The 26,384-nt window shown below is 71.5% G+C and carries 28 protein-coding genes; 15 read left to right on the top strand and 13 right to left on the bottom strand.

Translation table 11 applies throughout. The features are described 5' to 3' along the window. Positions 1–91 precede the first annotated feature (91 nt). From ACLJWH_RS12935 to ACLJWH_RS12915, 5 genes are all read right to left on the bottom strand, one after another. The gene (locus ACLJWH_RS12935; RefSeq protein ID WP_411141768.1) at positions 92–709 is read right to left on the bottom strand and encodes a hypothetical protein; all 618 of its coding nucleotides are present in this window, start codon (positions 707–709) and stop codon (positions 92–94) included. Between the two features lie 198 nt (positions 710–907). After that, positions 908–1,438 carry a hypothetical protein gene (locus ACLJWH_RS12930; RefSeq protein ID WP_411141767.1) on the bottom strand — a complete coding sequence of 177 codons (531 nt, stop codon included), beginning with the start codon at positions 1,436–1,438 and terminating at the stop codon, positions 908–910. Positions 1,439–2,036: 598 nt separating this feature from the next. Then, on the bottom strand, positions 2,037–2,786 hold the full coding sequence (locus tag ACLJWH_RS12925) for an SDR family oxidoreductase (protein ID WP_411141766.1): 750 nt from the start codon (positions 2,784–2,786) through the stop codon (positions 2,037–2,039). A gap of 141 nt (positions 2,787–2,927) precedes the next feature. Continuing rightward, positions 2,928–3,263: a YnfA family protein gene (locus ACLJWH_RS12920; RefSeq protein WP_411141765.1), complete on the bottom strand. Its 336-nt coding sequence runs from the start codon at positions 3,261–3,263 to the stop codon at positions 2,928–2,930. A gap of 277 nt (positions 3,264–3,540) precedes the next feature. Next, on the bottom strand, positions 3,541–5,235 hold the full coding sequence (locus tag ACLJWH_RS12915) for an FAD-dependent monooxygenase (RefSeq protein ID WP_411141818.1): 1,695 nt from the start codon (positions 5,233–5,235) through the stop codon (positions 3,541–3,543). Positions 5,236–5,352: 117 nt separating this feature from the next. On the opposite strand from ACLJWH_RS12915, the gene ACLJWH_RS12910 reads away from it, so the two are divergent. Continuing rightward, positions 5,353–6,027, top strand: coding sequence for a TetR family transcriptional regulator (locus tag ACLJWH_RS12910; RefSeq protein ID WP_411141764.1), 675 nt, complete (start codon positions 5,353–5,355; stop codon positions 6,025–6,027). Here the strand turns inward: ACLJWH_RS12910 and ACLJWH_RS12905 are convergent. Continuing rightward, complete coding sequence (locus ACLJWH_RS12905; RefSeq protein ID WP_411141817.1) at positions 6,003–6,308, bottom strand: MazG-like family protein; 306 nt, start codon at positions 6,306–6,308, stop codon at positions 6,003–6,005. The two genes, ACLJWH_RS12910 and ACLJWH_RS12905, sit on opposite strands and share 25 nt — an antisense overlap. A gap of 347 nt (positions 6,309–6,655) precedes the next feature. Between ACLJWH_RS12905 and ACLJWH_RS12900 the strand changes: the two genes are divergently transcribed. Next, on the top strand, positions 6,656–7,219 hold the full coding sequence (locus ACLJWH_RS12900; protein ID WP_411141763.1) for a cupin domain-containing protein: 564 nt from the start codon (positions 6,656–6,658) through the stop codon (positions 7,217–7,219). Further along, positions 7,216–8,118 (top strand): SDR family NAD(P)-dependent oxidoreductase, encoded by a 903-nt coding sequence (locus tag ACLJWH_RS12895; protein WP_411141762.1) that lies wholly within the window; start codon positions 7,216–7,218, stop codon positions 8,116–8,118. Before ACLJWH_RS12900 ends, ACLJWH_RS12895 begins: the two co-directional genes overlap by 4 nt. Before the next feature lie 57 nt (positions 8,119–8,175). Here the strand turns inward: ACLJWH_RS12895 and ACLJWH_RS12890 are convergent, their stop codons facing one another. Next, the gene (locus ACLJWH_RS12890) at positions 8,176–8,727 is read right to left on the bottom strand and encodes a hypothetical protein (RefSeq protein WP_094791169.1); all 552 of its coding nucleotides are present in this window, start codon (positions 8,725–8,727) and stop codon (positions 8,176–8,178) included. Between the two features lie 337 nt (positions 8,728–9,064). Here ACLJWH_RS12890 and hemL point away from each other — a divergent pair, with 337 nt between their 5' ends. The 8 genes from hemL to ACLJWH_RS12850 all read left to right on the top strand — a co-directional run bounded on the left by hemL (position 9,065) and on the right by ACLJWH_RS12850 (position 17,493). Beyond that, positions 9,065–10,372, top strand: coding sequence for a glutamate-1-semialdehyde 2,1-aminomutase (gene hemL / locus ACLJWH_RS12885; protein ID WP_411141761.1), 1,308 nt, complete (start codon positions 9,065–9,067; stop codon positions 10,370–10,372). Between the two features lie 160 nt (positions 10,373–10,532). Beyond that, positions 10,533–11,213: a histidine phosphatase family protein gene (locus tag ACLJWH_RS12880; protein ID WP_411141760.1), complete on the top strand. Its 681-nt coding sequence runs from the start codon at positions 10,533–10,535 to the stop codon at positions 11,211–11,213. Between the two features lie 144 nt (positions 11,214–11,357). Next, positions 11,358–12,578 carry a hypothetical protein gene (locus tag ACLJWH_RS12875; protein WP_411141759.1) on the top strand — a complete coding sequence of 407 codons (1,221 nt, stop codon included), beginning with the start codon at positions 11,358–11,360 and terminating at the stop codon, positions 12,576–12,578. Between the two features lie 97 nt (positions 12,579–12,675). Further along, positions 12,676–13,287 (top strand): TlpA family protein disulfide reductase, encoded by a 612-nt coding sequence (locus tag ACLJWH_RS12870; RefSeq protein ID WP_411141758.1) that lies wholly within the window; start codon positions 12,676–12,678, stop codon positions 13,285–13,287. A 7-nt stretch (positions 13,288–13,294) separates the two neighbouring features. Next, on the top strand, positions 13,295–14,050 hold the full coding sequence (locus ACLJWH_RS12865; RefSeq protein ID WP_411141816.1) for a cytochrome c biogenesis CcdA family protein: 756 nt from the start codon (positions 13,295–13,297) through the stop codon (positions 14,048–14,050). A 3-nt stretch (positions 14,051–14,053) separates the two neighbouring features. Next, positions 14,054–15,853 carry a cytochrome c biogenesis protein ResB gene (locus ACLJWH_RS12860; RefSeq protein ID WP_411141757.1) on the top strand — a complete coding sequence of 600 codons (1,800 nt, stop codon included), beginning with the start codon at positions 14,054–14,056 and terminating at the stop codon, positions 15,851–15,853. Continuing rightward, positions 15,850–16,935 (top strand): c-type cytochrome biogenesis protein CcsB, encoded by a 1,086-nt coding sequence (gene ccsB, locus ACLJWH_RS12855; RefSeq protein WP_411141756.1) that lies wholly within the window; start codon positions 15,850–15,852, stop codon positions 16,933–16,935. Before ACLJWH_RS12860 ends, ccsB begins: the two co-directional genes overlap by 4 nt. A 36-nt stretch (positions 16,936–16,971) precedes the next feature. Beyond that, positions 16,972–17,493, top strand: a complete 522-nt coding sequence (locus tag ACLJWH_RS12850) for an SRPBCC domain-containing protein (protein ID WP_411141755.1) — start codon at positions 16,972–16,974, stop codon at positions 17,491–17,493. A gap of 18 nt (positions 17,494–17,511) precedes the next feature. Here the strand turns inward: ACLJWH_RS12850 and ACLJWH_RS12845 are convergent, their stop codons facing one another. The 4 genes from ACLJWH_RS12845 to ACLJWH_RS12830 form a co-directional block, all read right to left on the bottom strand. Next, the gene (locus ACLJWH_RS12845; protein WP_411141815.1) at positions 17,512–18,939 is read right to left on the bottom strand and encodes an alkaline phosphatase family protein; all 1,428 of its coding nucleotides are present in this window, start codon (positions 18,937–18,939) and stop codon (positions 17,512–17,514) included. Between the two features lie 496 nt (positions 18,940–19,435). Next, on the bottom strand, positions 19,436–20,110 hold the full coding sequence (locus tag ACLJWH_RS12840; protein WP_411141754.1) for a DUF4291 domain-containing protein: 675 nt from the start codon (positions 20,108–20,110) through the stop codon (positions 19,436–19,438). Between the two features lie 364 nt (positions 20,111–20,474). Next, entirely contained in the window at positions 20,475–20,933 is a 459-nt protein-coding gene (locus ACLJWH_RS12835; protein WP_411141753.1) for a nucleoside deaminase, read from the bottom strand. Between the two features lie 87 nt (positions 20,934–21,020). Next, positions 21,021–21,470 (bottom strand): PLD nuclease N-terminal domain-containing protein, encoded by a 450-nt coding sequence (locus tag ACLJWH_RS12830; protein WP_411141752.1) that lies wholly within the window; start codon positions 21,468–21,470, stop codon positions 21,021–21,023. Between the two features lie 88 nt (positions 21,471–21,558). Here ACLJWH_RS12830 and ACLJWH_RS12825 point away from each other — a divergent pair, with 88 nt between their 5' ends. Both ACLJWH_RS12825 and mqnP read left to right on the top strand, forming a co-directional pair. Then, a complete protein-coding gene (locus ACLJWH_RS12825) occupies positions 21,559–23,016 on the top strand; it encodes a menaquinone biosynthesis decarboxylase (RefSeq protein ID WP_411141751.1) in 1,458 nt (485 codons plus the stop codon). Positions 23,017–23,095: 79 nt separating this feature from the next. Further along, complete coding sequence (gene mqnP / locus ACLJWH_RS12820; protein ID WP_411141750.1) at positions 23,096–23,998, top strand: menaquinone biosynthesis prenyltransferase MqnP; 903 nt, start codon at positions 23,096–23,098, stop codon at positions 23,996–23,998. A 126-nt stretch (positions 23,999–24,124) separates the two neighbouring features. Here mqnP and ACLJWH_RS12815 read toward each other — a convergent pair whose 3' ends face one another. Next, on the bottom strand, positions 24,125–24,718 hold the full coding sequence (locus tag ACLJWH_RS12815; protein ID WP_411141749.1) for a rhomboid family intramembrane serine protease: 594 nt from the start codon (positions 24,716–24,718) through the stop codon (positions 24,125–24,127). Positions 24,719–24,862: 144 nt separating this feature from the next. Between ACLJWH_RS12815 and ACLJWH_RS12810 the strand changes: the two genes are divergently transcribed. Next, the gene (locus ACLJWH_RS12810) at positions 24,863–25,585 is read left to right on the top strand and encodes a UbiX family flavin prenyltransferase (RefSeq protein WP_411141748.1); all 723 of its coding nucleotides are present in this window, start codon (positions 24,863–24,865) and stop codon (positions 25,583–25,585) included. Here ACLJWH_RS12810 and ACLJWH_RS12805 read toward each other — a convergent pair. Next, entirely contained in the window at positions 25,582–25,749 is a 168-nt protein-coding gene (locus ACLJWH_RS12805) for a hypothetical protein (RefSeq protein ID WP_172450433.1), read from the bottom strand. The genes ACLJWH_RS12810 and ACLJWH_RS12805 overlap by 4 nt on opposite strands. 96 nt (positions 25,750–25,845) lie before the next feature. Between ACLJWH_RS12805 and ACLJWH_RS12800 the strand changes: the two genes are divergently transcribed. Then, positions 25,846–26,304, top strand: coding sequence for an Lrp/AsnC family transcriptional regulator (locus ACLJWH_RS12800; RefSeq protein ID WP_052856157.1), 459 nt, complete (start codon positions 25,846–25,848; stop codon positions 26,302–26,304). Positions 26,305–26,384: the final 80 nt, after the last annotated feature.

Here is a 26,384-nt window from a genome sequence, read left to right as displayed (position 1 = left end):
CCGTTCTGTGCGGTGGCGCCGTTCATTCTGCCGTTCGCCCTCGGACCCCCGACAAGTCAAGGCGCCGTCCATGTCACTTGGCCTCCGCGCACTACGCCTGGACGCAGCGCCACCACTGCCTCTTGTCCGTATCGCGTACGACCACGCCGAGCTTGCCCAGCTCCGCACGCAGCTCCGCGATGCTCTTCTCGTCGTCCTTCTCCAGCGCAGTGGCCCGCGCCTTGAAGATCGCGTTGCTGCCGGAGGGAAGGCCGGGCATATCCTCCACCCACCGCCGGTATTCGTTCTTGTACGGATCGCCATTCGGCAGCCACGGATAGCCGGCCGCCTGGAAACCGGCCGCGATCGACTTGACCGAGGGCAGGTCCGCGCCCTCGTTCTTGCTCTCCACGGCCAGCTCCTGGCCCCGCCCGCCGAGCACCACCAGCCGCTTGCCGTCGACGAACGCCGCACGGATCGCGGACCGGGGCACCGTCTGGCGGGAGTCACCGCGAGCCAAGGTGATCTGATCGTCCTCGATGGTGACGGTCACGTACTCGTGCTCGGCCAGGAACACGATCACGACCCCGACCAAGGCCCCCACCACCAGGCTCCCGATCGTCACCGCCGGCTCAGGGGCATTGTTGATGAGCTTCATCGGCCCCTCCCACGGCACCCAGGGCCAGGAAGCCGCCCAGTTGACCAGCAGCTTCAAGAGCCAGCCGGCCACCGCCCCCAGAACCGGAAAGCCGAGCGCCACCAGTATGCGGTCCGACCAGGCGTGGCGAATTATGGTCGCCGCATTATTCCGCGATGCTGATTTTCCCGTGCCAGGCAACTTAACCCGCCCTTTCCGTCGCGATGGATCAATAGATCAAATAGATCAATAGGTTCAGGTAAATAAATTGCACGATGCGTGATCGTGGCGTCATTGGTTGTCGGGCACGGCAAGGGTGGTCTGCGCGGCGATCGTGAGGCGGATGTCGTCGTCGGCGCGACGCGGCGCCGTGCTGTGGCCGAGCAGGTGCCGGGCCTGGCTTTCCGGTACGCGGCGTACTCCGGTGTCCCGCCGCGGGGTGGCGACGGTGGCCGTCGCCTGTGGTGCCGCACGACCGGCCGGGCGACGCTGCCGTGGCTGGTGACGGCCGTACCGGGTCCGCCGTGGACCGCGCACCGTGCCGAAGGCGCTGGGCGCCGACGCCTCGTTGCTCGGCGCGGGCAGCGCTACGGCACCGTGCTGAGCAGCCGTGACTGTTTCGACGACGTCGGCGGAGCGGGCGGACAGGCGGGGCGCGCCGGGCGGTCGGCCGATCGGCACGTGGAGCCGGACGGTCGCCGCGCGGAGCGCGTCCCGGGCGGGGCGGGTGTGGTCGGGGATCGCGAAATCCGCCAGGTGCCGGACCCCGTCCCGGGCCTCCCGCGCCCCTCCAGGGCGGAGTGTCCGCCGGTGATCGGGCACGTGGCCGTCGGCGGGACCCGCTGACCGGTCATCCCGGGCAGGCCCGCCGCCGTGTGCAGGTCGCCGCGGTCCATGGTCCCCTCTGTGCGGACCACCGCCTCCACCAGCACCCGGGTCGAAATTTCCAGCATGGTGCGACTGTAACACAACCGATCGCATGCAATGCGATAGTTTGGTTGGCGATAGTTTAGTGAGTGGGGGAGATGCGTGAGGGGGACACGTGGGGGAAACGCGTGGGGGAGACGCGCGGGTGCTGGTGGATACGGGGTTGGCTGCTCTCCGTGGTGGTGATGCGGCTGCCGGTCGGTGCTGCGTTCGGCGGAAGCGGGCCGACCCGGGCAACCCCCGCCCAACAGGCGCCGAAAGTGACGGGAGTTGTGCACTCGCCCAGCCGGTCGGCGCCGCCCTTCACGACGTGGACCCGCGGCGGCCGGCGCCCGCTCGGGAGCAGGCCCCGGCCGGTCGTCCAGGGAGTGCCGCAGCCGTAGTCGGCACGTGGCCGCCACGCGTGGTGCAGGGGAGGCGTGTCCGGCTCTCCGGGGTTCGTGAAACGCAGGTCGGGGTGCGGTGCGGCCCTCGGGGGAGGCGCCCTGGGCCCTCAGGAGGTGCGGTGGACCTTGGAGTTGGACGCCTGGGCGCGCGGGCGGACCACCAGGAGGTCGATGTTGACATGTGAGGGGCGGCTCACGGCCCAGGCGATCGTGTCGGCGACATCGTCCGCGTTCAGGGGCTCGGCGACGCCCTCGTAGACCTTGGCGGCCTTGGCCGCGTCGCCGCGGAAACGGGTGGTGGCGAACTCCTCGGTCTTGACCATGCCGGGGGCGATCTCTATGACGCGTACGGGCTGTCCGCACAGCTCCAGGCGGAGAGTTTCGGCGATGACGTGCGCGCCGTGCTTGGCGGCGACATACCCGCCGCCGCCCTCGTAGGTGGCCAGGCCCGCGGTGGACGACAGGACGACGACGGTGCCGTCGCCGGAGGCGGTCAGCGCGGGCAGCAGCGCCTGGGTGATGTGGAGCACGCCGAGCACATTGACCTCGTACATCGCTCGCCAGTCGGCGGGGTCACCGGTCGCGACCGACTCCGCGCCGAGCGCGCCGCCGGCGTTGTTGACCAGGACGTCGCAACGGTCGAGGGAGGCCGCGAAGGCGTTCACGGCGGCGCGGTCGGTGACATCGAGCGCGTATGCCTCCGCATGCGGCAACTCGGCGGCCAGCGCCTCGATGCGCTCCTTGCGGCGGGCGGTCAGCACGACGCGGTAGCCGGCCGAGGCCAGCTGCCGCGCGGTCGCGGCGCCGATGCCGCTGCTGGCTCCGGTGACGACGGCGGTACGGGCATCGGCGGTCATGGCGCTCTCCTCGGGCCTGTGGCGGATGTGGATGGGTGCGACGCGTATGACGTGTATGACGTGTGTACGGGCGTGCGGCGTGTGGCGGTGCGTAGGGCCCGTACGTCGTGGGTGGTGCGCGGCCAGGATATGCAGGCGTGGTCAGCGGCCTCGCGGCGCGTACATGATCACTGCCATACCGGCCAGGCAGATGAGCGCGCCGATGACGTCCCAGCGGTCGGGGCGGTAGCCGTCCGCGACCATTCCCCAGGCCAGCGATCCGGCGACGAAGACTCCGCCGTACGCGGCGAGGATGCGGCCGAATTCGGCGTCCGGCTGGAGGGTGGCGACGAAGCCGTACACGCCCAGGGCGAGCACGCCGGCGCCGATCCAGACCCAGCCCTTGTGTTCGCGGACCCCCTGCCAGACCAGCCAGGCGCCGCCGATCTCGAAGAGGGCGGCGACGACGAAGAGGGCGATGGAACGGGCGATCAGCATGCTGGACAGCGTAGGGAGGGGCGGGGGGTGGGCGGCGCAGTGGGCAGGTGGGAGACGGGAGAGGGAGGAAGGGAGGCGGGAGGCGGACGGCGGACGGCGGTCGTGGGACTCGGGACTTGGGCCACGGGCCCATCGGACGTGGGGCGTTCGGCGATGTGGCGGTATGGGATGTGGCGGTATGGGGGGATGAGGATGTGCAGACGGACGGTGCGGTGCGCACGGGATGCGGTCGGCGGGATGGGCGGAGCCGGTGCTCATCGGCGCCGGCTCCGCTGTCTCACTGACCCGCTGGTGTGTCCGCCGCTCGTTCTCGCGAGGTGCGGGGGCCGGGAGAGCCGGCGAGGGCGGGACTCCCGGACCCGGACCCGGACCCGCCGGCCGTGGCGTCAGCGGACTCGGTGCCGCCGGCCGTGGCCTCAGGGGGCTTGGTGCCACTGGTCGGGGCGATGTCAGCGGCTGGGGTGCCGGTGGCCGCGGTGCCGGTCCTGTCCGGGGTGCCGGTCCAGTGGGTGAGGGCGGTGCGTAGTGCGGCGGCGCGCTCGGTGGGGGCGGTGGAGTCGGTGGCCCAGGCGATATAGCCGTCGGGCCGTATGAGCAGTGCGGTGCGTCGGCCGCTCTCCCAGGAGGCGCGGATGACCCGGTCGTCCGCGGGCTGTTGGGCCGCGGGTTCGTCGGCGGGGGTGACGAGGACGAAGGCGCCGCGGCGCAGGAGTTCGTAGAGACGCCGGCCGTCGGCCAGGCGGAGGTCGGGAGCACGGCGGCCGGTGAGGGGGTGGGCGCCGGGCCCGGCGGAGTAGGCGATGCCGATGCCGGAGATCATGCGGAGCGCCCGTCCGGACAGCGGTCCCAGGTGGTTGATGAGCCGGAAGCCCACGGCGCCGAGAACACGCTGCGGCCAGGCGGGCAGCAGGCCGAACCGGGTGAGGGCGCCGCTGCTGCGCAGCACCATCTTGCCCACCGGGTGGCGCTCGGACTGATAGCTGTCCAGCAGGCTGTCGGGGGCTCGGCCGCGCAGGACCGCAGCGAGCTTCCAGCTGAGGTTGGCGGCGTCCTGGAGGCCGGTGTTCATGCCCTGGCCGCCGGCCGGGGAGTGCACATGGGCGGCGTCCCCGGCGAGGAAGACGCGCCCCACGCGGTACTCGGGGACCTGGCGTTCGTCGCTGTGGAAGCGGGAGATCCAGCGGGCGTCGTGCATGCCGTAGTCGCTGCTGAGGGCGAGGCGGGCGCACTCGCGGAGCTCGTCGAGATCGGCGGGGGCGTCGGTGGGCTGCTGGCGGCGCCGGTTCCAGCCCATGACGCGATACCAGCCGTCGCCGAACGAGCCGATCAGGAGGAGGGCGTCCTTGCCGGCGCTGACGGTGAAGGGGGAGGGCGGCTCCTGGGCCAGCCGGACATCGGCGAGGATCATGGAGCGGATGATGGCCTGGCCCGGGAAGGGCAGGCCGAGGGACTCGCGGACGGTGCTGTGCACGCCGTCGGTCCCCACGACGTACGCGGCGCGGAGGGTGCGGGTGCCGTCGGTGTCCCGGACGCGCACCGTCACGCCGTCGGCGTCCTGGTCCAGGCCGAGCACCTTGGAGCCGCACCGGAAGACGACCCCGGCCTGCCGGGCCCGCCGCTCCAGCAGCCGCTCCACCTTGAACTGCGGGGTGACCAGCATGAACGGGAAGCGGGACCGGAGCGTGGTCAGATCGAGCCGGAAGCCCCTGAAGAGCTGCACATGGCCGACCGGATGGCCACCCGCGATGAGCTCGTCGGCCAGGCCGCGGGCGTCCAGCTGCTCCAGGGAGCGGGCGTGTACGCCCAGGGCGCGGCTGAGATTGCTGGTGGTGTCGGGGCGGCGCTCCAGGAGAGTGACGCCGAGGCCGGCCGCCGCGAGGTCGCCGGCGAGCAGCAGACCGGTCGGGCCGGCGCCGACGACGATGACCTCCGTCGCCGGGGTGGTGCTGGTCGTGTGGTGCAGGGCCTCCATGACTGCCTCCAGTGCCAACATTACGCTCCATGCCAACATGTGTTGGTCAACGCTTGTTGGCAAGCGTAGATCTGCCGATCCTGGCGTGTCAACAGTTGTTGGCCTACAGTTGTTGGCATGGCCGAACACGCTCATCTCGCCCCCGCTGACGCACTCGCTGACGCACCCGCGGCCGCCCGCGAGGTGGCCGCCCGTGGCGCGTCCGCCCGTGACGTGGCCGCGGCCGAGGCCGTCGCGCGCCCGCGCCGCTCCGACGCGACCCGGGCCGCGATCCTGGCGGCCGCCCGGGACCGCTTCGCCGCCGACGGCTACGAGCGCGCCACCATCCGCGCCATCGCCCGGGACGCGGACATCGACCCCTCGATGGTGATGCGCTACTACGGCAACAAGGCGGGCCTCTTCGCGGCCGCCTCCGAGATCGATCTGCGCCTCCCCGACCTCACGCGGGTGCCGCACGACGAGCTGGGCGCCCGGCTCCTGCACCACTTCCTGGACCGCTGGGAGTCCGACGAGGTGCTGGCCGGCGTGGTGCGCGTCGGCGTCACCAACGAGGCGGGCGCGGAGCGCATGCGCGGGGTGTTCGCCGACCAGTTGAGCCCGGTCCTGGCCGCCGTCTGCCCGGTGCCCGAGGAGGCGCCGACCCGCGCCACACTGATCTCCGCGCAGATCCTCGGCATGGCGCTCTGCCGCTACATCCTCCATATTCCGCCGGCCGTCGACCTCAGCCGGGAGGAAACGGTCGCCTGGCTGGCACCCACGATCCAGCGCTATCTCACGGCCGAACGCCCCTGAGACGGCGGCACCCGCGCCGCGACCCGCGCCACATGCCCGGCGAACACCCGCCGGGCCTCCGGTGTCAGCGTCGTCAGGGCCACCATCGCCGTGAGGATCACATCGCACAGTTCGCTCTGTACGTCGTCCCAGGTGTGGCTGTGGCCCTTGCGCGGGTTCTGCCCGGTGGCCCCGATGACGGCCTGGGCCACCTCGCCGGTCTCCTCCGAGAGTTTCAGGAACCGCAGCAGCCGCTCCTGTTCGGGCGGCAGCACACTCTCCCGGTCGAGCCAGCGCACCAGCCCGTCGACGGCGTCCCAGAGAGCGGCCCCGCCCGAGACGTCGTGACCGGGGGCGGCCGGGTCCGGCGCGCCGTACGGGTCCGGAGTGTCGTACGGGCCCCGAGTGCCGTACGGGTTCTCGCACCGGGGACCGGGCGCGCTCCGGTCCGGCGCGGGGGACGCGTTCCCACCCGGAGCATCTGACGGGACACCGGACGGCGTGTCGGACGAGTTGTCGGTCGAGGCATCGGACATGGCCCGATTCTGCCCGCGCCGCCGCCCTTTCGTGCCTAGGGTGCAATACGGCCGGGGCGACGGTGGAGGCCGGTGCCCGAGGAGACGGCGGACGAGGTGGAGGCGGACCGCGGATGGACGAGCACCCCAGATCCCCCGAGCGGCTTCCCGAGGCGCTGATCGACTTCTACGGACTGGTGCCGCTGCCTCGTGAGGGCGGGCTGTACCGGCGTACCTGGGCCGGTCCCGAGCGCCCCGACGGGCGCCCCGAGGGGTCGGCGATCGTCCTGCTGCTGACCGCCGGACGCGAAGGCCGCTCCGCCCTGCACCGGCTGCCCACCGATGAGATCTGGCACTTCTACCGCGGTGATCCGCTCGCCCTCCTCCTGCTGACCGAGGGCGGGGGAGAGGGAGCGCGGAAGGAGACGGAAGAGGGCGCGGACAACGGCCCCGGCCCCGGCACGGCCCGTACGGTCGTCCTCGGGCCGGACATTCTGGGCGGCCAGCACGTCCAGTTCACGGTGCCGGCCGGCACCTGGATGGGCGCCGAGGTCGCCGAGGGCGGCTCCTGGGCGCTGCTGGGCTGCACGATGGCGCCCGGTTTCACCTTCGAGGACTACGAGCACGGGGACGCCGCCGAACTGGCCGCGCGCTTTCCCCAGGAGGCGGCGCGGATCACCGCGCTGGGACGCCCATGACCAACGACCGCGATGACCGCGACGATCACCCCGCAAGCCCCGCAAGCCCCGCAAGCCCCGCAAGCCCCGCAAGCCCCGGCACCACAGGCCGCCCCGACCGCCCCGACCGGGCCGGGCACCCCCACCGGCCCGGCCCCCCGCTCCCGGACCTCACCGGCGAGGTGGTCCTCGTCACGGGGGCGAGCGGCGGTATCGGGCGGGGGATCGCGCTGCGGTTCGCCGCCGCCGGGGCCGCCGTCGTCGCGCACTTCCGTACCCGGGCGGACGCCGCGCGGGCGCTCGTGGCGGACATCCAGGAGGGCGGTGGCAGCGCGCTGGCGCTGGGCGCCGATCTGGCCGTCGAGGAGGAGTGTCACCGGCTGGTGCGCGAGGCGGCCGGCTGGCGGGGCCGGCTGACGGCGCTGGTGAACAACGCGGGCGTGCAGCCGACCCAGGAACTGGCGGCGATGTCGCTCGCCGACTGGCGGGCCGTGGCGGACCCCGATGTGCACAGCGTCTTCGCCTGTACCCAGGCCGCGGCGGTGGTGATGCGGGAGGGCGGCGGCGGGTCGGTCACCCATATCGCGTCCATCGAGGCGGCCCGGCCTGCGCCGCACCACGCCCACTACTGCGCCGCGAAGGCGGCGGTGGTGATGCACGCGCGGTCGGCGGCCCTGGAGTACGGGGCGTACGGCATCCGGGTCAACAGCGTCTCGCCGGGGCTGATCGCGCGCCCCGGTCTTGAGGAGGCGTGGCCGGAGGGGGTGCGCCGCTGGCGGGCCGCGTCGCCCACCGGGCGGTTGGGGCGGCCCGAGGACATCGGCGACGCCTGTGTCTTTCTCGCCTCGCCGATGGCCTCCTGGATCACCGGGCAGGACCTCGTCGTCGACGGCGGGGTCTCGGCCCGGCCGACGTGGTGAACGGCGCGCGGCCGCCACGGCCCTGCCGGGCGGGGCCGTGGCGGGGGTGGCGTGTGGTCAGGGCCACACCAGGCAGTACGCCTGATGTCCCGCGTCGTGCAGCCGGTGGCTGAAGTCCTGCCAGGCGTGCAGCAGCTGGTAGACGGCGAAGGCGTCGCGGGGGCCGCCGCGGTCCGGGACGGTGGACCAGATGAAGGCGGCCGCGCCGACCGATTCCTCGCCGACGCCGCGCAGCGGGTCGACCACCGTCATGGGCAGTTTGACGACGGCGTAGTCGGGGTGCAGGACGACCAGTTCGAGCGGGGGAACCTTATGGAGCGGTATGCCCTCTATGCCGGTGAGGACCATGGCGGCCATCGTCTCCGGCTTGATCTTCGTGAACATGCCGCCCATGCCGAGTTCGTCGCCGCCGAGCTCCTCGGGGCGCATCGAGATCGGCACCCGGGCCGCCGTGGCGCCGTTCATCGCACCGAAGTACTTGTACGTCACCCCCATGCGGCCGCCCCTGCGTTCCCCGCCGTCGATGTCCTCGCGCCGGTGACGGCCGCGCTGGGCGCGCTCGGGACCCAGGTCATCGGTCCCCTCGCCGAGTTCGCCACCGCGATGCATATCTCCACCCGAACCACTCGCAGCCACCGCCGCGCAACCTGATCATCGTCCCAGAGACCTCCCCCGTCACCGGCGGGTGAAACGCCCGGCCGCACGCTCCCGTGCGCCTCTGAGACCATTGGTTACGTGACTTATTCGTACGCCGCCCCAGTTTTGCAGACGCGCAGGGGCTGAGGCCCGGTCGAGAGCGAGAGGAATCAAAAAGGGACCGAGATGGGACCAAGCGGTGCCCCCGGATGGTCCCGCCGGGAGATTCCCGCTCGTTTCAACGTCGTTGTCAGCCGGGTCGTGTCCGTGTGCCGCCGCCCTCCCACCGTCTACGCAGGTCAGGATCACAGTGCCTTTTCCGTATGAAGCCCCTGTTTCGCAGTCGCTCTTCGACCGCGCGTCCGTGGTGACGCCCGGTGGCGTGAACTCCCCGGTGCGGGCGTTCCGTGCCGTGGGCGGTACGCCCCGGTTCATGGTGTCCGGTAGTGGTCCGTACCTCACCGACGCCGACGGCCGTGAGTACGTCGACCTCGTGTGCTCGTGGGGGCCGATGATTCTCGGCCACTCGCACCCCGCGGTGCTCGCCGCGGTCCAGGAAGCGGTCGGCCGCGGTACGTCCTTCGGTACGCCCGGTGTGGGCGAGGTCGAGCTGGCCGAGGAGATCGTGGCGCGGATCGCGCCGGTCGAGCAGGTGCGGCTGGTCTCCAGCGGTACCGAGGCGACGATGTCGGCGATCCGGCTGGCGCGCGGGTTCACCGGCCGGGCGAAGGTGATCAAGTTCGCGGGCTGCTACCACGGGCATGTGGACGCGCTGCTGGCCGCGGCGGGCTCCGGTGTGGCGACCTTCGGGCTGCCGGACACTCCGGGTGTGACCGGTGCGCAGGCCGGCGACACGATCGTGCTGCCGTACAACGACATCGAGGCGGTGCGGGCCGCGTTCGCCGCGCACCAGGGCGAGATCGCCTGTGTGATCACCGAGGCGTCGCCGGGCAACATGGGCGTGGTGCCGCCGCTGCCCGGCTTCAACCAGGGGCTCAAGGACGTCTGCGCGGCGAACGGCGCGCTCTACATCTCCGACGAGGTCATGACGGGCTTCCGGGTCAGCAGGGCCGGCTGGTACGGGATCGACGGCGTCCGCCCCGACCTGATGACCTTCGGGAAGGTCATGGGCGGCGGCTTCCCGGCGGCGGCGTTCGGCGGCCGCGCCGACGTCATGGCGCATCTCGCGCCGGCCGGCCCGGTCTACCAGGCGGGCACCCTGTCGGGGAACCCGGTCGCCACCGCCGCGGGGATCGCGCAGCTGCGGCTGCTGGACGACGCCGCGTACGAGACGGTCGACGCGGTCTCGGCGGAGGTGCGGGGGCTGGTCGCCGCGGCGCTGACGGAGGCGGGCGTCGCGCACCGGGTGCAGGTCGCGGGCAACATGTTCTCGGTCTTCTTCACGGACGCCGAGGTGACCGACTACGACGCCGCCAAGGCGCAGGAGTCGTTCCGTTTCACCGCCTTCTTCCACTCGATGCTGGCGCAGGGCGTCTATCTCCCGCCGTCCGCCTTCGAGTCGTGGTTCGTCTCGGCCGCGCACGACGCCGCGGCCGTCGAGCGGATCGCCGCCGCGCTGCCGGCCGCGGCGCGGGCCGCCGCTGCGGCGACCGCCTGACGGGACGCGGGCCGTCGCGCCGGGCCGGCCGGCCGGGGCGGACCGTGCCACGGCCCGCCCCGCGAACCGGCGGCCCCGCGAACCGGCGGCCCCGCGAACCGGCGGCCCGGCGCATCCGCGACCCGGCGACAGACCCGAGACGACTGAATGAATGGGTGACATGAGCAGCGAAGACATCACCGTGGTGCACCTGATGCGGCACGGCGAGGTGCACAATCCCGACGGTGTCCTCTATGGGCGCCGGCCCGGATATCACCTCTCCGACCTGGGCCGGGAGATGGCCGACCGGGTCGCGGAGCATCTCGCGGAGCGGGACATCACGCATGTCGTCGCCTCTCCGCTGGAACGTGCCCAGGAGACGGCGACGCCGATCGCGGGTGCGCACGGACTGGCGCTGACCACCGACGAGCGGCTGATCGAGGCGGCCAACGTCTTCGAGGGCAAGACCTTCGGGGTGGGCGACGGCGCGCTGAAGAAGCCCGCCAACTGGAAGTACCTGACGAATCCGTTCCGGCCCTCCTGGGGCGAGCCGTACATCGAGCAGGTCGTGCGGATGATGGCGGCGCTCGGTGCGGCGCGGGACGCGGCGCGCGGGCACGAGGCGGTGGCGGTCAGCCATCAGCTGCCGATCTGGATCGTGCGCAGCTTCGCCGAGCGGCGCCGGCTCTGGCACGACCCGCGCAAGCGGCAGTGCACGCTCGCCTCGCTGACGTCGTTCACCTTCCACGGCGACAAGATCATCTCGGTCGGTTACACGGAACCGGCACGTGATCTTGTGCCGTCCCATCTACTGGCGGGCGCCAAGCCGGTCAAGGGGAAGGCCAAGGCTTTCGGGGCCTGAGCTTGCATCAGTTGGCGTTATGTCAATAGTGAGAAGAATAAGAGATTTGAGCGAATAATCCGGAACCTCCGCCCTCGATGTGCCCTCTTCTCAGTTGTCCGTTTATATGGATATTGAGCTTGGCGAGCACGGAGGGCGAGGGTAATGCGCGCGATCAGTCGGCGGAGCCTGCTGGGGATGGGAGTGGGGGCGGCCGCGGCGCTGGGTGTCGCGGGCTGCTCCTCCGGCTCGGACACCGAGGCGGACAAGCAGCGGGTGAAGGACTCGGTCAAGGCCCGGTCGAAACTCATCGGCGACGGCTCGACCGCCGACTCCGGGGCGCAGCCCAACCAGCCGGACAAGCCCCAGCGGCTGGAGCCCGGCCAGACCCCGCCGCAGTTCGTGATCTTCTCCTGGGACGGCGCGGGAGAGGTCGGCAACGGCCTCTTCCCCCGGTTCCTCAAGCTCGCCAAGGACCACGGCGCGGCCATGACCTTCTTCCTCTCCGGGCTGTATCTCCTGCCCGAGTCGAAGAAGCACCTCTACCGCCCGCCGAACAACAAGCCCGGCGCCTCCGACATCGGCTATCTCACCGACGACCACATCAAGGAGACGCTGAAGAACGTCCGCGCGGCATGGCTGGACGGCCATGAGGTCGGCACCCACTTCAACGGCCACTTCTGCTCGGGCTCCGGCACGGTCAAGCACTGGACGCCGCAGCAGTGGCAGTCCGAGATAGACCAGGCGATGGACTTCGTCACCAAGTGGCGTACGAACACCGGCTTCACCGACCTGGAACCGCTGCCCTTCGACTACCAGAAGGAGCTGACCGGCGGCCGCACCCCCTGCCTGCTGGGCCAGGAGAACCTGCTGCCGACGGCCAAGCGGCTCGGCTGGCGCTACGACGCCAGCTCGCCCGGCGGCCTCCAGATGTGGCCCAGGAAGAAGATGGGCGTCTGGGACTTCCCGCTCCAGCAGATCCCGTTCCCCGGTCACTCGTTCGAGGTCCTGTCGATGGACTACAACATCCTCGCCAACCAGTCGAAGAACACCACGAAGGCGCCGCCGGCCAACTACCCGGGCTGGCGCAAGCAGGCCACCGACGCGTACATCTCCGGCTTCCAGCGGGCCTACGAGACCAACCGCGCGCCGTTCTTCATCGGCAACCACTTCGAGCAGTGGAACGGCGGCATCTACATGGACGCCGTCGCCGAGGCGCTCAAGCACATCGCGAACGAGCAGCACAAGGACGTCCGGCTGGTGTCCTTCCGCCAGTTCACCGACTGGCTCGACGCGCAGGACCCCGCGGTGCTCGCCAAGCTCCAGCGGATGGGCGTCGGGCAGAAGCCGGCGGCGGGCTGGAAGTCGTTCCTGACCGCGGCCTGAGACCGTCCCACCGCCCCTGACATGCCGTTTTGTCCGGGGCGGGGTGGGGTGAGGGGGGCGCGGAAAATCGGGAAACGGCCCATGCGAAACTTTTCACATGAGTGCCTGCCGCGCCCCACGCCGCCTCAACCGCCGCCGTGTCACCCTGCTCGCCGCGGGGGCCGCGGCCGCGTCGCTGACCCTGAGCGCCTGTGGGGAAGGCGCCTCCGGCGGTTCCGCGCAGACCCAGTTCGTCCAGGGCAAGGACGGTATCGACACGGTCGCCAAGGCGGAGCGGCAGCCGGTGCCCGAGCTCTCCGGTGAGACCACCACCGGCAAGAAACTGGCCGTCGCCGACTACAAGGGCAAGGTCGTCGTCCTCAACATCTGGGGATCGTGGTGCGGGCCGTGCATCGGCGAGGCGCCGAACTTCGCCAAGGTCGCGAACGAGACCAAGGACAAGGGCGTCCAGTTCATCGGGATCAACACCAGGGACGCCGAGAAGTCGCAGGCCGTCTCCTTCGAGGAAGAGCACAAGGTGCCCTATCCGAGTCTCTTCGACCCGGCGGGCAAACTGATGCTGCGCTTCCCCAAGGGCAGCCTGAACCCGCAGTCCATCCCCACCACCATCGCCGTCGACCGCCAGGGCAGGATCGCCGCCCGCTCGATCGGCCCGCTCACGGAAGACGATCTGCGCAAGATGGTCGATCCGCTGATCGCCGAGAAGTGATCGCGTGATGCTGCTCGCCGCCGCGCAGAACCAGACCATCCTGACCGGCGCCCTGCTGGCCGCCGTGCCCGTCGCGCTCCTCGGCGGCCTGGTCTCCTTCTTCTCCCCCTGCGTCCTGCCGCTGGTCCCCGGCTATATGTCGTACGTCACCGGCGTCACCGGCACCGACCTCGGCGACGCCAAGCGCGGCCGGATGCTGGCTGGCGCCTCGCTCTTCGTCCTCGGCTTCACCGCCGTCTTCGTCTCCGGCGGCGCCCTCTTCGGGTACTTCGGGTCCGTCCTCCAGAGCCACAAGGACCTCATCTCGCGGATCCTGGGCGTCCTGATGATCCTGCTCGGGCTGGCGTTCGCGGGCGTCCTCAAACGCTTCGGCCAGCGCGAGCTGCGCTTCCACAAGAAGCCCGCGATGGGGCTGCTCGGCGCGCCGGTGATCGGGGTGCTCTTCGGCGTCGGCTGGACGCCCTGCCTGGGCCCCACCCTCACCGCCGTCAACACCCTCTCGCTCTACGAGGCGAGCGCCTGGCGCGGCGCCCTGCTGACCGTCGTCTACTGCCTGGGCCTGGGCCTGCCGTTCATCGTCGTCGCGCTCGCCTTCCGCCGGGCGCTCGGCGCGTTCGGCTGGGTCAAGCGGCACTACGTGTGGGTGCTGCGGACCGGCGGCGGCATGATGGTCGCGCTCGGCATCCTCCTCGTCACCGGCGTCTGGGACACCATGATGTCCGAGGTCCAGAGCTGGACACAGAGCTTCACCGTTGGGATCTGATCGATGTCCACGAAGACCGACACCCCCCGCGACCCGGGACCGGACGCGGACCCGGGCACCGGCGCGCAGGCCACCCCGGACGCGGGCGCGGACCTCGGCGCGGCCGGCTCCCGGCTCTCCACCGCCCCCAGGGAAGAGATCACCTTCCCCTCGCTCGGGCCGGTCGGCTGGGCGCGGTGGTTCTGGCGGCAGCTCACCTCGATGCGGGTGGCGCTGCTGCTGCTCTTCCTGCTGTCGATCGGTGCGATCCCCGGCTCGCTGATCCCGCAGACCAGCATCGACCCCGTCAAGGTCGAAGACTTCATGACCGAGCACCCCACCCTCGGGGGGATCTACGACAAGCTGGGGATGTTCCACGTCTACAGCTCGGTGTGGTTCTCGGCGATCTACCTGCTGCTGTTCATCTCCCTCATCGGCTGCATCCTGCCGCGCAGCTGGCAGTTCGTCGGGCAGCTGCGCAGCCGTCCGCCGGGCGCGCCGCGCCGGCTGACCCGGCTGCCCGCGTACACCACCTGGCGTACGGACGCGGAGCCCGAGGCGGTGCTCGCGGCGGCGCAGCGGGTGCTGAAGAAGCGGCGGTTCCGGGCCCACCGGGACGGCACCGCGGTCGCCTCCGAGAAGGGCTATCTGCGCGAGGTCGGCAACCTCGTCTTCCATATCGCGCTGATCGCGATGCTGGTGGCGTTCGCCGTGGGCAGCCTGTGGAAGTCCGAGGGCGGCAAGCTGCTGACCGAGGGTGACGGCGGCTTCGCCAACAGCCTCACCCAGTACGACGACTTCAAGTCCGGCCCGTTCTTCGACACCAGCGCGATGGAGCCGTTCGGCTTCTCGCTCGACAAGTTCGACGCGACGTACGAGCGGACCGGGCCGCAGAAGGGCACCCCGCGCACCTTCCGCGCCCACATCACGTACTTCAGCGGCGCGGACGGCGCACCGCACAAGACCGCGATCGAGGTGAACGAGCCGCTCGACATCGCGGGCTCCAAGGTCTACCTGCTCTCGCACGGCTACGCGCCGGTGGTCAGCGTCAAGGACGGCCGCGGCAAGGTCGTCTACAAGGGCGCGGTGCCGTTCCTGCCGCAGGACACCAAGAACTTCACCTCGACCGGTGTGGTGAAGGTCCCCGGCGCGCAGACCCAGGACGGCAAGCCCAATCAGCTCGGGTTCCAGGGCTTCTTCGTGCCGACGTTCGGCGGCAAGGGCTCCGGTTCGATGTTCTCGCAGTTCCCGGCCCTGGACTATCCAGTGCTGACGCTCACCGCCTACCACGGTGACCTGGGCGTCTCCTCCGGGCTGCCGCAGAGCGTCTACAAGCTGGAGCGCAAGAACCTCAAGCAGTACGTCGACGGCTCGGGCAAGAAGGTCGCCAAGATGATGCTGCCCGGCGAGTCGATGACGCTGCCCGGCGGCGACGGCAGCATCACCTTCGAGGGCATCAAGAACTGGGCCAGCTTCAAGGTCACCCACCAGCCCGGCAACGGCCTCGCGCTGACCGGCGCGGTCGCCGCCCTGCTCGGCCTGGCCGGCTCGCTGTTCATCCAGCGCCGCCGGGTGTGGGTGCGCGCCGAGCGGGTCGAGGAGAACGGCGTCGGCGTCACCGTCGTCGAGATCGCCGGTCTCGGCCGCAGCGAGTCGCCCCGCCTGGGCGAGGAACTCGCCGATATCGCCGTGGCGCTGGGGCCGGACGCCCCGCCTGCCGCGGATCCGGACCCCGGAGCCGCACCGGAGCCCGGCCCCGAAGACTCCGCGGAGCCCACCGACTCTGCCGATCCTGCTGATCCCTCCGAAGGAGCGCGCGCGTGAATATCGCTGCCGCAGCCAACGAGACGCTGGCACACAACAGCAATGTGCTCGTCTATTCGGCGATGGCCGTCTACACCCTGGCCTTCCTCGCGTACATGGCCGAGTGGGTGTTCGGCTCCCGCAGCAAGGTCGGGCGCACCGCGGCCGCGCTGACCAGCGAGGCGCGGACCCCCGCCGCGGCCGCCACCCGGGTGGACCGGAAGGGTGGCACGGCCGTCCTGGAGCGCCCGAAGGTCGTCACCAAGGCCGCCCCGGGCAGCCGCGACGTCCCCGACGGGCCGGGCGCCGCGGGCGGTACCGAGAAGGGGGACCTCTACGGACGGATCGCCGTCTCGCTGACCGTCCTGGCCTGGGCGCTGCACGTCGCCGGGGTCGTCGCCCGCGCCCTGTCCGTGGAGCGTGCCCCCTGGGGCAACATGTACGAGTTCTCCACGACCTTCGCCGCGGTCGCCGTCGGCGCGTATCTGGTCCTGCTCGTGCTCAAGAAGAAGGTCCGCTGGCTGGGCCTGCCGCTGATCACCACGGTCCTGCTCGACCTCGGGCTCGCGGTCAGCGTGCTGTACACCGCCAGCGACCAGCTGGTGCCGGCCCTGCACTCGTACTGGCTGTGGATCCACGTCAGCTGCGCGATCATCTCCGGCGCGGTCCTCTACCTGGGCGCCGTCTCGACGCTGCTCTTCCTCTTCCGCGACCGCTACGAGGCCAAGCGCGCCGACCCGGCGGGCAAGCAGCCCGGTGCCTTCGCCACCTCGGTGCTGGAGCGGCTGCCCTCGGCCGCCTCGCTCGACAAGTTCGCGTACCGGATCAACGCCACCGTCTTCCCGCTGTGGACGTTCACCATCATCGCGGGCGCCATCTGGGCCGGGGCCGCCTGGGGCCGCTACTGGGGCTGGGACCCCAAGGAGGTCTGGTCCTTCATCACCTGGGTCGCCTACGCCGCCTACCTGCACGCCCGCGCCACGGCCGGCTGGAAGGGCCGCAAGGCGGCCTGGCTCGGCCTGATCGCGTTCGCCTGCTACCTCTTCAACTACTACGGCGTGAACATCTTCGTCACGGGACTGCACTCCTACGCCGGAGTCTGAGCTGCGCCCACCGGTGCCGTACGCGATCGTGGCCTCATGGAGAGCCCGATCCCGTACGGCACCGTCGTCTCCGCCGGCGGGGACACCCACGTGCTCACCTTCACGCTGCGTTTCCCGCAGCCGGTGGAGGAGGTCTGGGCCGCGGTCGCCGGCCCGGACGGCCTGCACACCTGGCTGGCCGCCGCCGACCCCTTCGTCCAGCGCGAGGGCGGCGCGATCACGCTGCGCTGGCTGAACGGCGACGAGTACGGGGCCGCCACCGTCGCGTCCGGCCAGGTCACCTGCTGGGGCCCGGCCCGGCTGGCGGAGTACACGGTCGATGTGCACGGGCGGATCCGCTTCGAGCTCCGGGCCGACCCGGATCGCGCCACCGGCACCCTGCTGCTCTTCACCAACGAGCTGACCGTCCCGGACAGCGCCGTGCTGGGGCGGCTGGCCGGCTGGCACCAGCACTTCGAGTTCCTGGCCGAGGCGCTGGCCGGCCGCCCGGTCGACTGGCGCACCTGGACCCTGGACCGCTGGCGCGCGCTGTACGGGGCGTACGAGCGCGCGCTCTGAGCGGTCCGCGGGGCGCGGTCAGCGCCGTTTGCGCCCGCCGCTCTCCTGGTGCGGCTCCTGCTGGTCCTTGCCCGGCAGCGTCGGCTTGGGCAGGTGCGACACCTCCCATTTGGCCTCGGCCAGCTTCTTGGCGGTGTCGCGCGGCAGCCGCGGCGGCCGGTTCGCGGGCCCGCCGAAGCCGAACGCCGAGGTGAGATCGCCGAAGGTCTCCCGCCGCCAGTCGGTGATGTTGGGCTCCTCGACGCCCGTCCAGCGCTCCAGGAACTGGAGCACCGAGGTGTGGTCGAAGGCGTCGCCCGCGGCCCAGCCGCCCACCGTCCAGGGCGAGATGATCATGCAGGGGACGCGGAAGCCGCCGCCGATCGGCAGCCCCTTGACGAACTCGTCCTTCGTCCCCGGCGGCGGGACGGGCGGCGGCACATGGTCGAAGAGGCCGTCGTTCTCGTCATAGTTGAGGATGAACGCGGTCTTGCGCCAGAGCTTCGGGTTGGCGGCGATCGCCTCGATCTTGCGCGCGACGAAGTCGGCGCCGGCGGCCGGCAGATAGTCCGGGTGCTCGGACTGGGTGCTGGTGGGGATCAGCCAGGAGACGGCCGGCAGCCGGTTGTTGCGGGCGTCGTCCTCGAAGGCGCCGGCGGGCCGTCGGCGCATCCCGCGCTCGTACAGCGGGCTGCCCGGCTTCGCGTTCTTGAACTGCGCGAACTCCTCCAGCAGATTGCAGCCGTAGTTGTCCTCCTCCTGGTACACCTGCCAGCTGATGCCCGCCTTCTGGAGCCGCTCGGCGTAGGTCGTCCAGCGGTACGGCGAGGGCGCGGTGTTGTTGAGGACCGGGCCGCCGTGGGTGCCGCCCGGGTCGAGGGTGCCGGTCATCCAGTAGAGGCGGTTGGGCCAGGTCGGGCCGAAGACGGAGCAGAAGTAGTTGTCGCAGAGGGTGAAGGACTCGGCGAGCGCGAACTGGAACGGGATGTCCTGACGGGTGTGGTAGCCCATCACGTACGGACCGTTCACCCCGTCGGCCTTGCGGTGCGCGGGCAGCCAGCGGTCCATCTTGCCGCCGTTCCACGCCTCGTGCTGGACGGACCAGGCGTGGCTGGTGGACGGGATGGCCTGGGCGCTGGAGGTGTGCGTGTTGAGCCGGAACGGCAGCAGGTAGCCGTCCGGGTTCTCGGCGTCCGGCTGGTGGAAGACGGAGCGCCCATTGGGCAGCGTGAGCGCGCCCGGGTCGGCGAAGCCGCGGACGCCGCGCAGGGTGCCGAAGTAGTGATCGAACGAGCGGTTCTCCTGCATGAGCAGGACGACGTGCTCGATGTCGTGCAGCCCGCCGTGCCGGGGCGGGCCGGCCGCGACGGCCTTTTGGACGCTGGGCGGCAGCAGCGACAGCGCGGCGGCGCCGCCGACCGCACCGGCCGCGGAGCCGAGAAGTCTGCGTCGGGTCATATCGGGCATGGATGCCACTCGCTTTCCCTGAGTCGCCGGAGCCCTCGGTGGGCGGGTCCGACTCTGGCGGTGGCGGAGTGTCCCAGGCAGGGGGAGGTTCCTGAACGAAGCGTCAATTGGCCGTTAACAGTCGCGAGTTGGCTGATCATGACTACGCCCCGTACGCCGTACGCCGCAGCGCGTGGCGGACCGCGCGCACACCCCGCTACGCCCTCGTGGCGGTTTGCCAGGACGCTCGGCCGACCACCGGAATCTCCCCGGCCGCCGACGGCCCCGCGCACCCGGACGCAGCGCGACCGCCGCCACCGTCTGCGCGCCGCGCACCGGGACGCGGCTCTCGTGCGGCGGGGGTGTCATCCCGGTGCGGGCGGCCGTCCACTCGTGGGCGTAGGGGTGGGGTGGCTGGTGGGGCGGGGTGACGGGGCGGTGGCCGCTGTTGGCGGCAGGGCGCACACCGTGCCAGGGCCCCGCCCCGCATCCCTGTGGCCGACGGGATGACGGGGCGTCAGGGGATCTGGCTGAGCGCCGGTGTCTCCTCGGGTGCCGGGTAGGGCCGTTCGTCGGGGAGGAGGGCGGTTGCCGCCGTTGTCCTGCCGGTGCGCATCAGGTGGTGGATCTCGCGGGCCAGAGGTGTCACGTCCGTGAGGGTGACCGTCCACTCGTCGGCGTAGCGGCGGGACGCCTCGCCGGTCAGGCCGAGTTGGAGGGAGCGGTGGGGGAGCGGCCGTAGGTGCAGGTCGCGTTCGGGGTCCCATTGCACGCGGGCCGGTGAGGTTTTCAGCTGCCGTTGCCAGGTGGTGCGGTCGGGGTGGACGGACCGGTCGTGGTGGGAGAGGCAGGCGTGGCGCAGTGCCCAGTCGAAGCCGGCCCGGTCGATCTCGATGGCGAGCACGCGTTCCTGGTCGGGCTTGGTGGCCCAGCCGCAGCGGTACATCATCCAGAGGAAGGACGGTTTGATCCAGGTCATCCGCTCCCGTTTCCAGGCCGCCGGGAAGCGGCCGTCCCGGGCGGCGGGGTCGCCGAGCGCGGGTGCGTACGCCTGGTAGACGGTGATCGTCCGCGCGGTGTGCAGGGCCCGGACGCGGCGCGCCGGTTCGGGTGTACCGGCCGGTGGCGGCGGTGCGGTGGTCGGGGCGGGGCGCGCGGGGGCGTGCGCCGGGGAGTGCAGGCCGGTGCTCATGGCACCGCATCCTGACGGACGGCGGGGTCGCCGGGCGACCGGTTTCCGGCGGGCCGGGTGCCGGGTGCCGGGTGCCGGGTGGGTGTGCGGGACCGGGGCCTCCGCCCGGGGAGGTCGTGGAGCTCCGGGCCGGGTGGGCGTGCGGCCTGGGGTCATTCGGCGCCGATGTCCTCCTGACGGACGGCGGGGTCGCCGGGCGACCGGTTTCCGGCGGGCCGGGTGCCGGGTACCGGGTGGGTGTGCGGGCCCGGGGTCCCTCCGCCCGGGGAAGTCGCGGGGCTCCGGGCTGGGCGGGTGTGCGGGACCGGGGCCTCCGCCCGGGGAGGTCGTGGAGCTCCGGGCCGGGTGGGCGCGCGGCCCGGGGTCACTCGGCGCCGATGTCCTCGTTCCACAGTGCCGGGTGTGCCCCGATGAAGTCGCGCATCATCGCCGCGCACTCGGGGTCGTCGAGCAGCACGATCCGTACGCCGTGCCGGGCGAGCCAGTCGTGGCCGCCGTGGAAGGTGCGGGCCTCGCCGACCACCAGCCGGGAGATCCCGAACTGGCGGACCAGACCGCTGCAATACCAGCAGGGGGAGAGGGTGGTGACCATCGTGGTGCCGCGGTAGCTGCGCTGCCGGCCCGCCGAGCGGAAGGCGGCGGTCTCCGCGTGGACGGACGGGTCGTCGTCCTGGACGCGGCGGTTGCGGCCGCGGCCCAGCAGGGTGCCGTCGGGGCCGTAGAGGGCCGCGCCGACCGGGATGCCGCCTTCGGCCAGTCCGGCCCGCGCCTCGGCGACCGCGGTCGCCAGCATCGCGCGGGCCTGCTCCTGCACATGGTTCATGCCGGTCACTCTCCTCGTCCGGCCGGGGCCCGGCAAACGGGCTGACGGTGCGGACGGGGGCGGCGGACCGCGGGGCGCGGCGGCGGGTCAGTCCTTGGCGGGCGGCGGGGTGTCCTCGGGGCCGTTCTCCTTGCGGCGCAGCTCCTCCTCGCGGCGGCGCAGATCGGCCTCCCAGTCCTTGAGCCGCGCGGAGTCCTCGGCGCCCTTGGCGTCCTTCGCGTCGGCGGCGTCCTTGGCGGGCGCGGTCTCGTCCTTGAGGGACTTGAGGAACTCGGGATTGTCGTCCGGCGCGACCCACTGCGTACGGCGCCCGCCACGCCCCGCGAAGGGCGTGGAGCCGTCCGGCCGCGGCCCGCGGACCTTGCCCGCGGCCAGCCAGGCGACCGGGCCGACCAGCACCTCGCCGAAGAGCAGGATGATGATCACCCAGACCACCTTGGGCAGCCCGCGCACCTGCGATTCGGGGGTATTGAGGCAGTCGATGAACGCGTAGATCCACAGTGCCAGCACCAGAAGGAACGGCAGATACCTGAGCATTGCGGAACGGGCCCCCTGCGAGCGGCGGCGGGCCCACGGCGGGGCCCGGTGACCCGTACAGGGTAGTGCGTACCGGATACTGGAACGCATGGCTTATGACGATCTTCGCTCGTTCCTGCGCGCGCTCGACAGGGAAGGCGACCTCAAGCGCATCAAGGCCGAGGTCGATCCGTATCTGGAAATCGGCGAGATCGTGGACCGGGTGCAGAAGGCCGGCGGTCCGGCGCTGCTCTTCGAGAACGTCAAGGGTTCGGCGATGCCGCTGGCCATGAACGTCTACGGAACCGACCGCCGGCTGCTCAAGGCGCTCGGCCTCGACGCGTACAGCGACATCAGCGACAAGATCGGCGGGCTGCTCAAGCCGGAGCTGCCGCAGGGCTTCGTCGGGGTGCGGGAGGCGTTCGGCAAGCTCGCCCGCATGACGCACGTACCGCCGAAGAAGGTGAAGGGCGAGAGCGCCCCCGCCCAGGAGGTCGTGCTCACCGGTGACGAGGTGGACCTCGACGCGCTGCCCGCGCTGTTCACCTGGCCCGAGGACGGCGGCTCCTTCTTCAACCTGGGGCTGACGCACACCAAGCACCCCGAGACGGGCGTGCGCAACCTCGGCCTCTACCGCCTCCAGCGTCACGACAAACGCACCATCGGCATGCACTGGCAGATCCACAAGGACAGCCGCAACCACTACCAGGTCGCGGCCAAGCGCGGTGAGCGGCTGCCGGTCGCCATCGCCTTCGGCTGCCCGCCGTCGGTGACGTACGCCTCCACGGCCCCGCTGCCCGGCGATATCGACGAGTACCTCTTCGCGGGCTTCGTACAGGGCAAGCGGATCGAGATGGTGGACTGCAAGACCGTGCCGCTCCAGGTCCCGGCCAACGCCGAGGTCGTGCTGGAGGGCTGGCTGGAGCCCGGAAAGATGCTGCCGGAGGGCCCGTTCGGCGACCACACCGGCTTCTACACGCCGCAGGAGCCGTTCCCGGCGCTGACCATCGACTGCGTCACGATGCGCAAGCGGCCGCTGCTCCAGTCGATCGTGGTGGGCCGGCCGCCGACCGAGGACGGCCCGCTGGGGCGGGCCACCGAGCGGTTCTTCCTGCCGCTCCTCAAGATCATCGTGCCGGACATCGTGGACTACCACCTGCCGGAGTCCGGGGGCTTCCACAACTGCGCGATCGTCTCGATCGACAAGAAGTACCCCAAGCACGCGCAGAAGGTCATGCACGCCATCTGGGGCGCCCACATGATGTCGCTGACCAAACTGATCGTGGTCGTGGACGCCGACTGCGATGTCCACAACCTGCACGAGGTGTCCTGGCGGGCGCTGGGCAACACGGACTACGCCCGCGACCTGACCGTCGTCGAGGGCCCGGTCGACCATCTCGACCACGCCTCCTACCAGCAGTTCTGGGGCGGCAAGGCGGGCATCGACGCGACGAAGAAGTGGCCCGAGGAGGGGTATACGCGGGACGGCGGCTGGCCGAACATGGTCGAGTCCGACCCGCGGACCGCCGACCGGGTGACGAAGCGCTGGAAGGAGTACGGGCTGTGATCGGCAGGCTCGATCGGGAGAACGGCAGGCCGGAGCCGGGGTTTCCCCGCCGCCGCGAGGGCGAACCGGGGTACGGGCTGTGACCAGTGCCGCCGCCGCGGTCCCGCAGCCGGGCCGGACCAGGGCGTTCCTCCGGCTGGTGATGATCGAGCACTCGGTCTTCGCGCTGCCGTTCGCCTATATCGCCGCGCTGACCGCGATGTTCCAGTGGGACCGGACCGTCCACTGGACCCGGCTGCTGCTGGTCACCGTCGCGATGGTCGGCCTGCGGACGTTCGCGATGGCCGCCAACCGCATCATCGACCGGGAGATCGACGCCCGGAACCCGCGCACCGCCGGCCGTGAGCTGGTCACCGGCGCGGTCTCCGTGAAGTCGGCGTGGACCGGCGCGCTGATCGCCGTCGTCTGCTTCCTCGGCGCGGCCGCGCTGCTCAACCCGCTCTGTCTGGCGCTGGCGCCGGTCGCGGTGATCCCGATGGTGGTCTATCCGTACGGCAAGCGCTTCACCAACTTCCCGCACGCGATCCTGGGCCTGGCCCAGGCGATGGGGCCGGTCGGTGCGTGGATCGCGATCACCGGGACCTGGTCCTGGGACGCGGTCATCCTGGGGCTGGCGGTCGGCGTCTGGATCGGCGGGTTCGACCTGATCTTCGCCACCCAGGACGTCCAGGCCGACCGCGCGCACGGTGTGAAGTCGGTGCCGGCCCGCTTCGGCATCCCGGCCGCGCTGCACGGCGCCCGCGCCTGCCATGTCGTCACCATGGCCCTGCTGGTCTGGTACGCGCTGGCCATCGGCGCCGGGGTGTGCTTCTGGATCGGCCTGGTGGTCGTCGCCGTCGCGTTCGTCTACGAGCACACGATCGTCCGGCCGCACGACCTGTCCCGGCTCAACCGGGCGTTCTTCCAGGTCAACAGCTTCATCGGCATCGCGCTCTTCGGCTTCGCGCTGCTGGACCTGCTGGTGCGCGGCCTCACGGTCTGAGCGTTCCCGGTGCCCCGGGTCCCCCGGGTGCGCGCCGCCGTGGCCCCGGTCCCCGTATCCGTACGGGAACCGGGGCCACAGTGCTGTGCCGTGCAGCTCGGTGCGGTGCGGTGCTGTGCCGTGCCGTTACGGAGCGAACCGGACGCCGCCCGCGGGCAGCGGTGCGGGGCGCCGCTGCCGGAGGAGGAACGCCGCCAGCACCCCGCCGATCAGCCCGAACAGATGCGCCTGCCAGCTGATCCCGCTGTCGGTCGGCAGCGCGCCCCACACGATCGAGCCGTACGCCACGGCGACCACCAGGCCGATGCCGATGTCGAGGACCTTGCGCTCGATGAAGCCACGCACCAGCAGGTAGCCGAAGAGGCCGAAGACGACGCCGGAGGCGCCCGCGGTGTTGCTGTGCGGTGGCGCCGTCAGCCAGACGCCCAGGCCGCTGATGACGATGATCAGCAGGGCGACGCCGAGGAACCGGCGCAGCCCGGCGCGGAGGGCGGCGAGGAAGCCGAGCACCAGCAGTGGCAGGGTGTTGGCGGCGAGGTGGCCGAAGCCGAAGTGCAGGAAGGCGGCGGGTACCACATCGAGCAGGGCGGCCGGGTCGCGCGGCTGGATGCCGAAGGCGTCCAGGGCGTTCCCGCTGATGACGTCGATGCCCTCCAGCAGCCAGAGCAGTCCGACCCAGCCCAGCATCAGGCAGATCGCGGGCTTCGCGCGTGCGGCCATGTCCGGCCTTCCTTCCGTGTGCCGTTCCCGTCGCGGGCCGTGCCGTGCGGGCCCGGTCGCCAGGAGTGAGTCAATCACCCGGGGGCGTCAAGGGGAGGAACGGCCGTGACCGGGTCCGCGGTTCCGGCGGATAGGCTCGATGCCGTGGAGTCGCCGCACAACAACACCAGTCAGCAGGACCCCGGCCGGCGCCGTCCGTGGGTCGTGGGAATCTCCGGCGCGTCCGGTACGCCGTATGCCGCGTCCGTGCTGCGCGGGCTGCTCACCGCCGGGGAGGCGGTGGATCTGATCGTCAGCCGGGCGTCGCGGCTGACCCTGCTGGACGAGACCGGGATCGCGTTCCGGGACGCGCACTGGCGCGCCGATCTGCGCGAGTGGCTGGCGCGCGGGGCGGACGGCAAACCGGAGACGTTCGAGGTGTCCGAGGCGGCGCTGGCGGACGTGCGGTACTGGCCGGCCGGGGATCTGGCGGCCGGGCCCTCGTCCGGGTCGTATCCGGTCAAGGGGATGCTGATCGTCCCGGCGAGCACGGCGTGCGTCGCCGGGGTGGCGCTCGGGCTCTCGAAGGATCTGCTCCAGCGGGTGGCGAGCGTGACGCTCAAGGAGCGCCGCCGGCTGGTGGTCACGGTGCGGGAGACCCCGCTGAACGGGCCGACGCTGAAGCATCTGGTGGCGCTGGACGAGGCGGGCGCCGTGGTGCTGCCCGCCTCGCCCGCGTTCTACGCGGGGGCGACACACATCCAGGATCTGGTGGACTTCGTCGCGGGCCGGGTGCTCGATGCGGCAGAGGTGCCGCACGGGCTGTACCGGCGGTGGGAGGGGGAGCTGGGGGGCGGCTCCAAGGGGGAGGCCCCGGACGCTTCCTAGCGCTTCTTGGCAGCCGCCGCGGCGGCACGGCCGAGGAGGCGCCGGGCGCGCGGGGCCGCGGGGCGGTGGGCACGTGAACGATTGGCCTGGTCCTGAAGCTCGCGCATGCGGGCGTAGGCCATCTCGATCGAGTACACGGTGACAACTCCTGTGAAGATCGTCATTGATCGTTTGGGTGAATCGCAGGCTCCGAGGGCCTGTATGCCTTAGATTCTACATGCAGAACTCGAAAATGCGTAAAGATTGGAAGGCTTGAGGGCATGGACGCGGTGGATAGGCAGCTCATTCAGGCACTTCGCGAGAACGGCAGGGCCTCCTACGCGGAGCTCGGCCGGCTCGTCGGCCTCTCCGGTCCGAGCGTCACGGACCGGATCAACCGCCTCGAAGCGGCCGGTGTGATCACCGGTTACCGCGCGACGGTCGACGCCGCCTCGCTCGGGCTCGGCGTCACCGCGCTGGTCGGCGTCTCGCTGTCGGACGCCGCCGACCACGAGGACGTCGCGCGCCGGCTGCGCGACCTCGCCGAGATCGAGGACGCCTGGTTCATCGCCGGCGAGGACTCGTACATGCTCAAGGTGCGGGTGGGCGACGTGGACGGGCTGGAGCGCACCATCCGGCGGCTCTCCGGCACCAAGGGCGTCTCCCGTACGCGCACCACGATCGTGCTCTCCACCAAGTGGGAGAACCGGGTCGGCGAGCTGCCCGGAGAGGCCGAGTAGCCCCGGGGTACGGACCGGGAGGGCCGGGCGGACGGGGCCCGTCGAGGGGGTCCCGTCCGCTCCGGTAACGGGGGAGTAGG

The organism is Streptomyces sp. x-80 (genome assembly GCF_046549095.1).
Taxonomy (GTDB): domain Bacteria; phylum Actinomycetota; class Actinomycetes; order Streptomycetales; family Streptomycetaceae; genus Streptomyces; species Streptomyces celluloflavus.
Note: the sequence above shows the minus strand (reverse complement) of the source record. Positions and strands in the feature narration are given on the sequence as shown.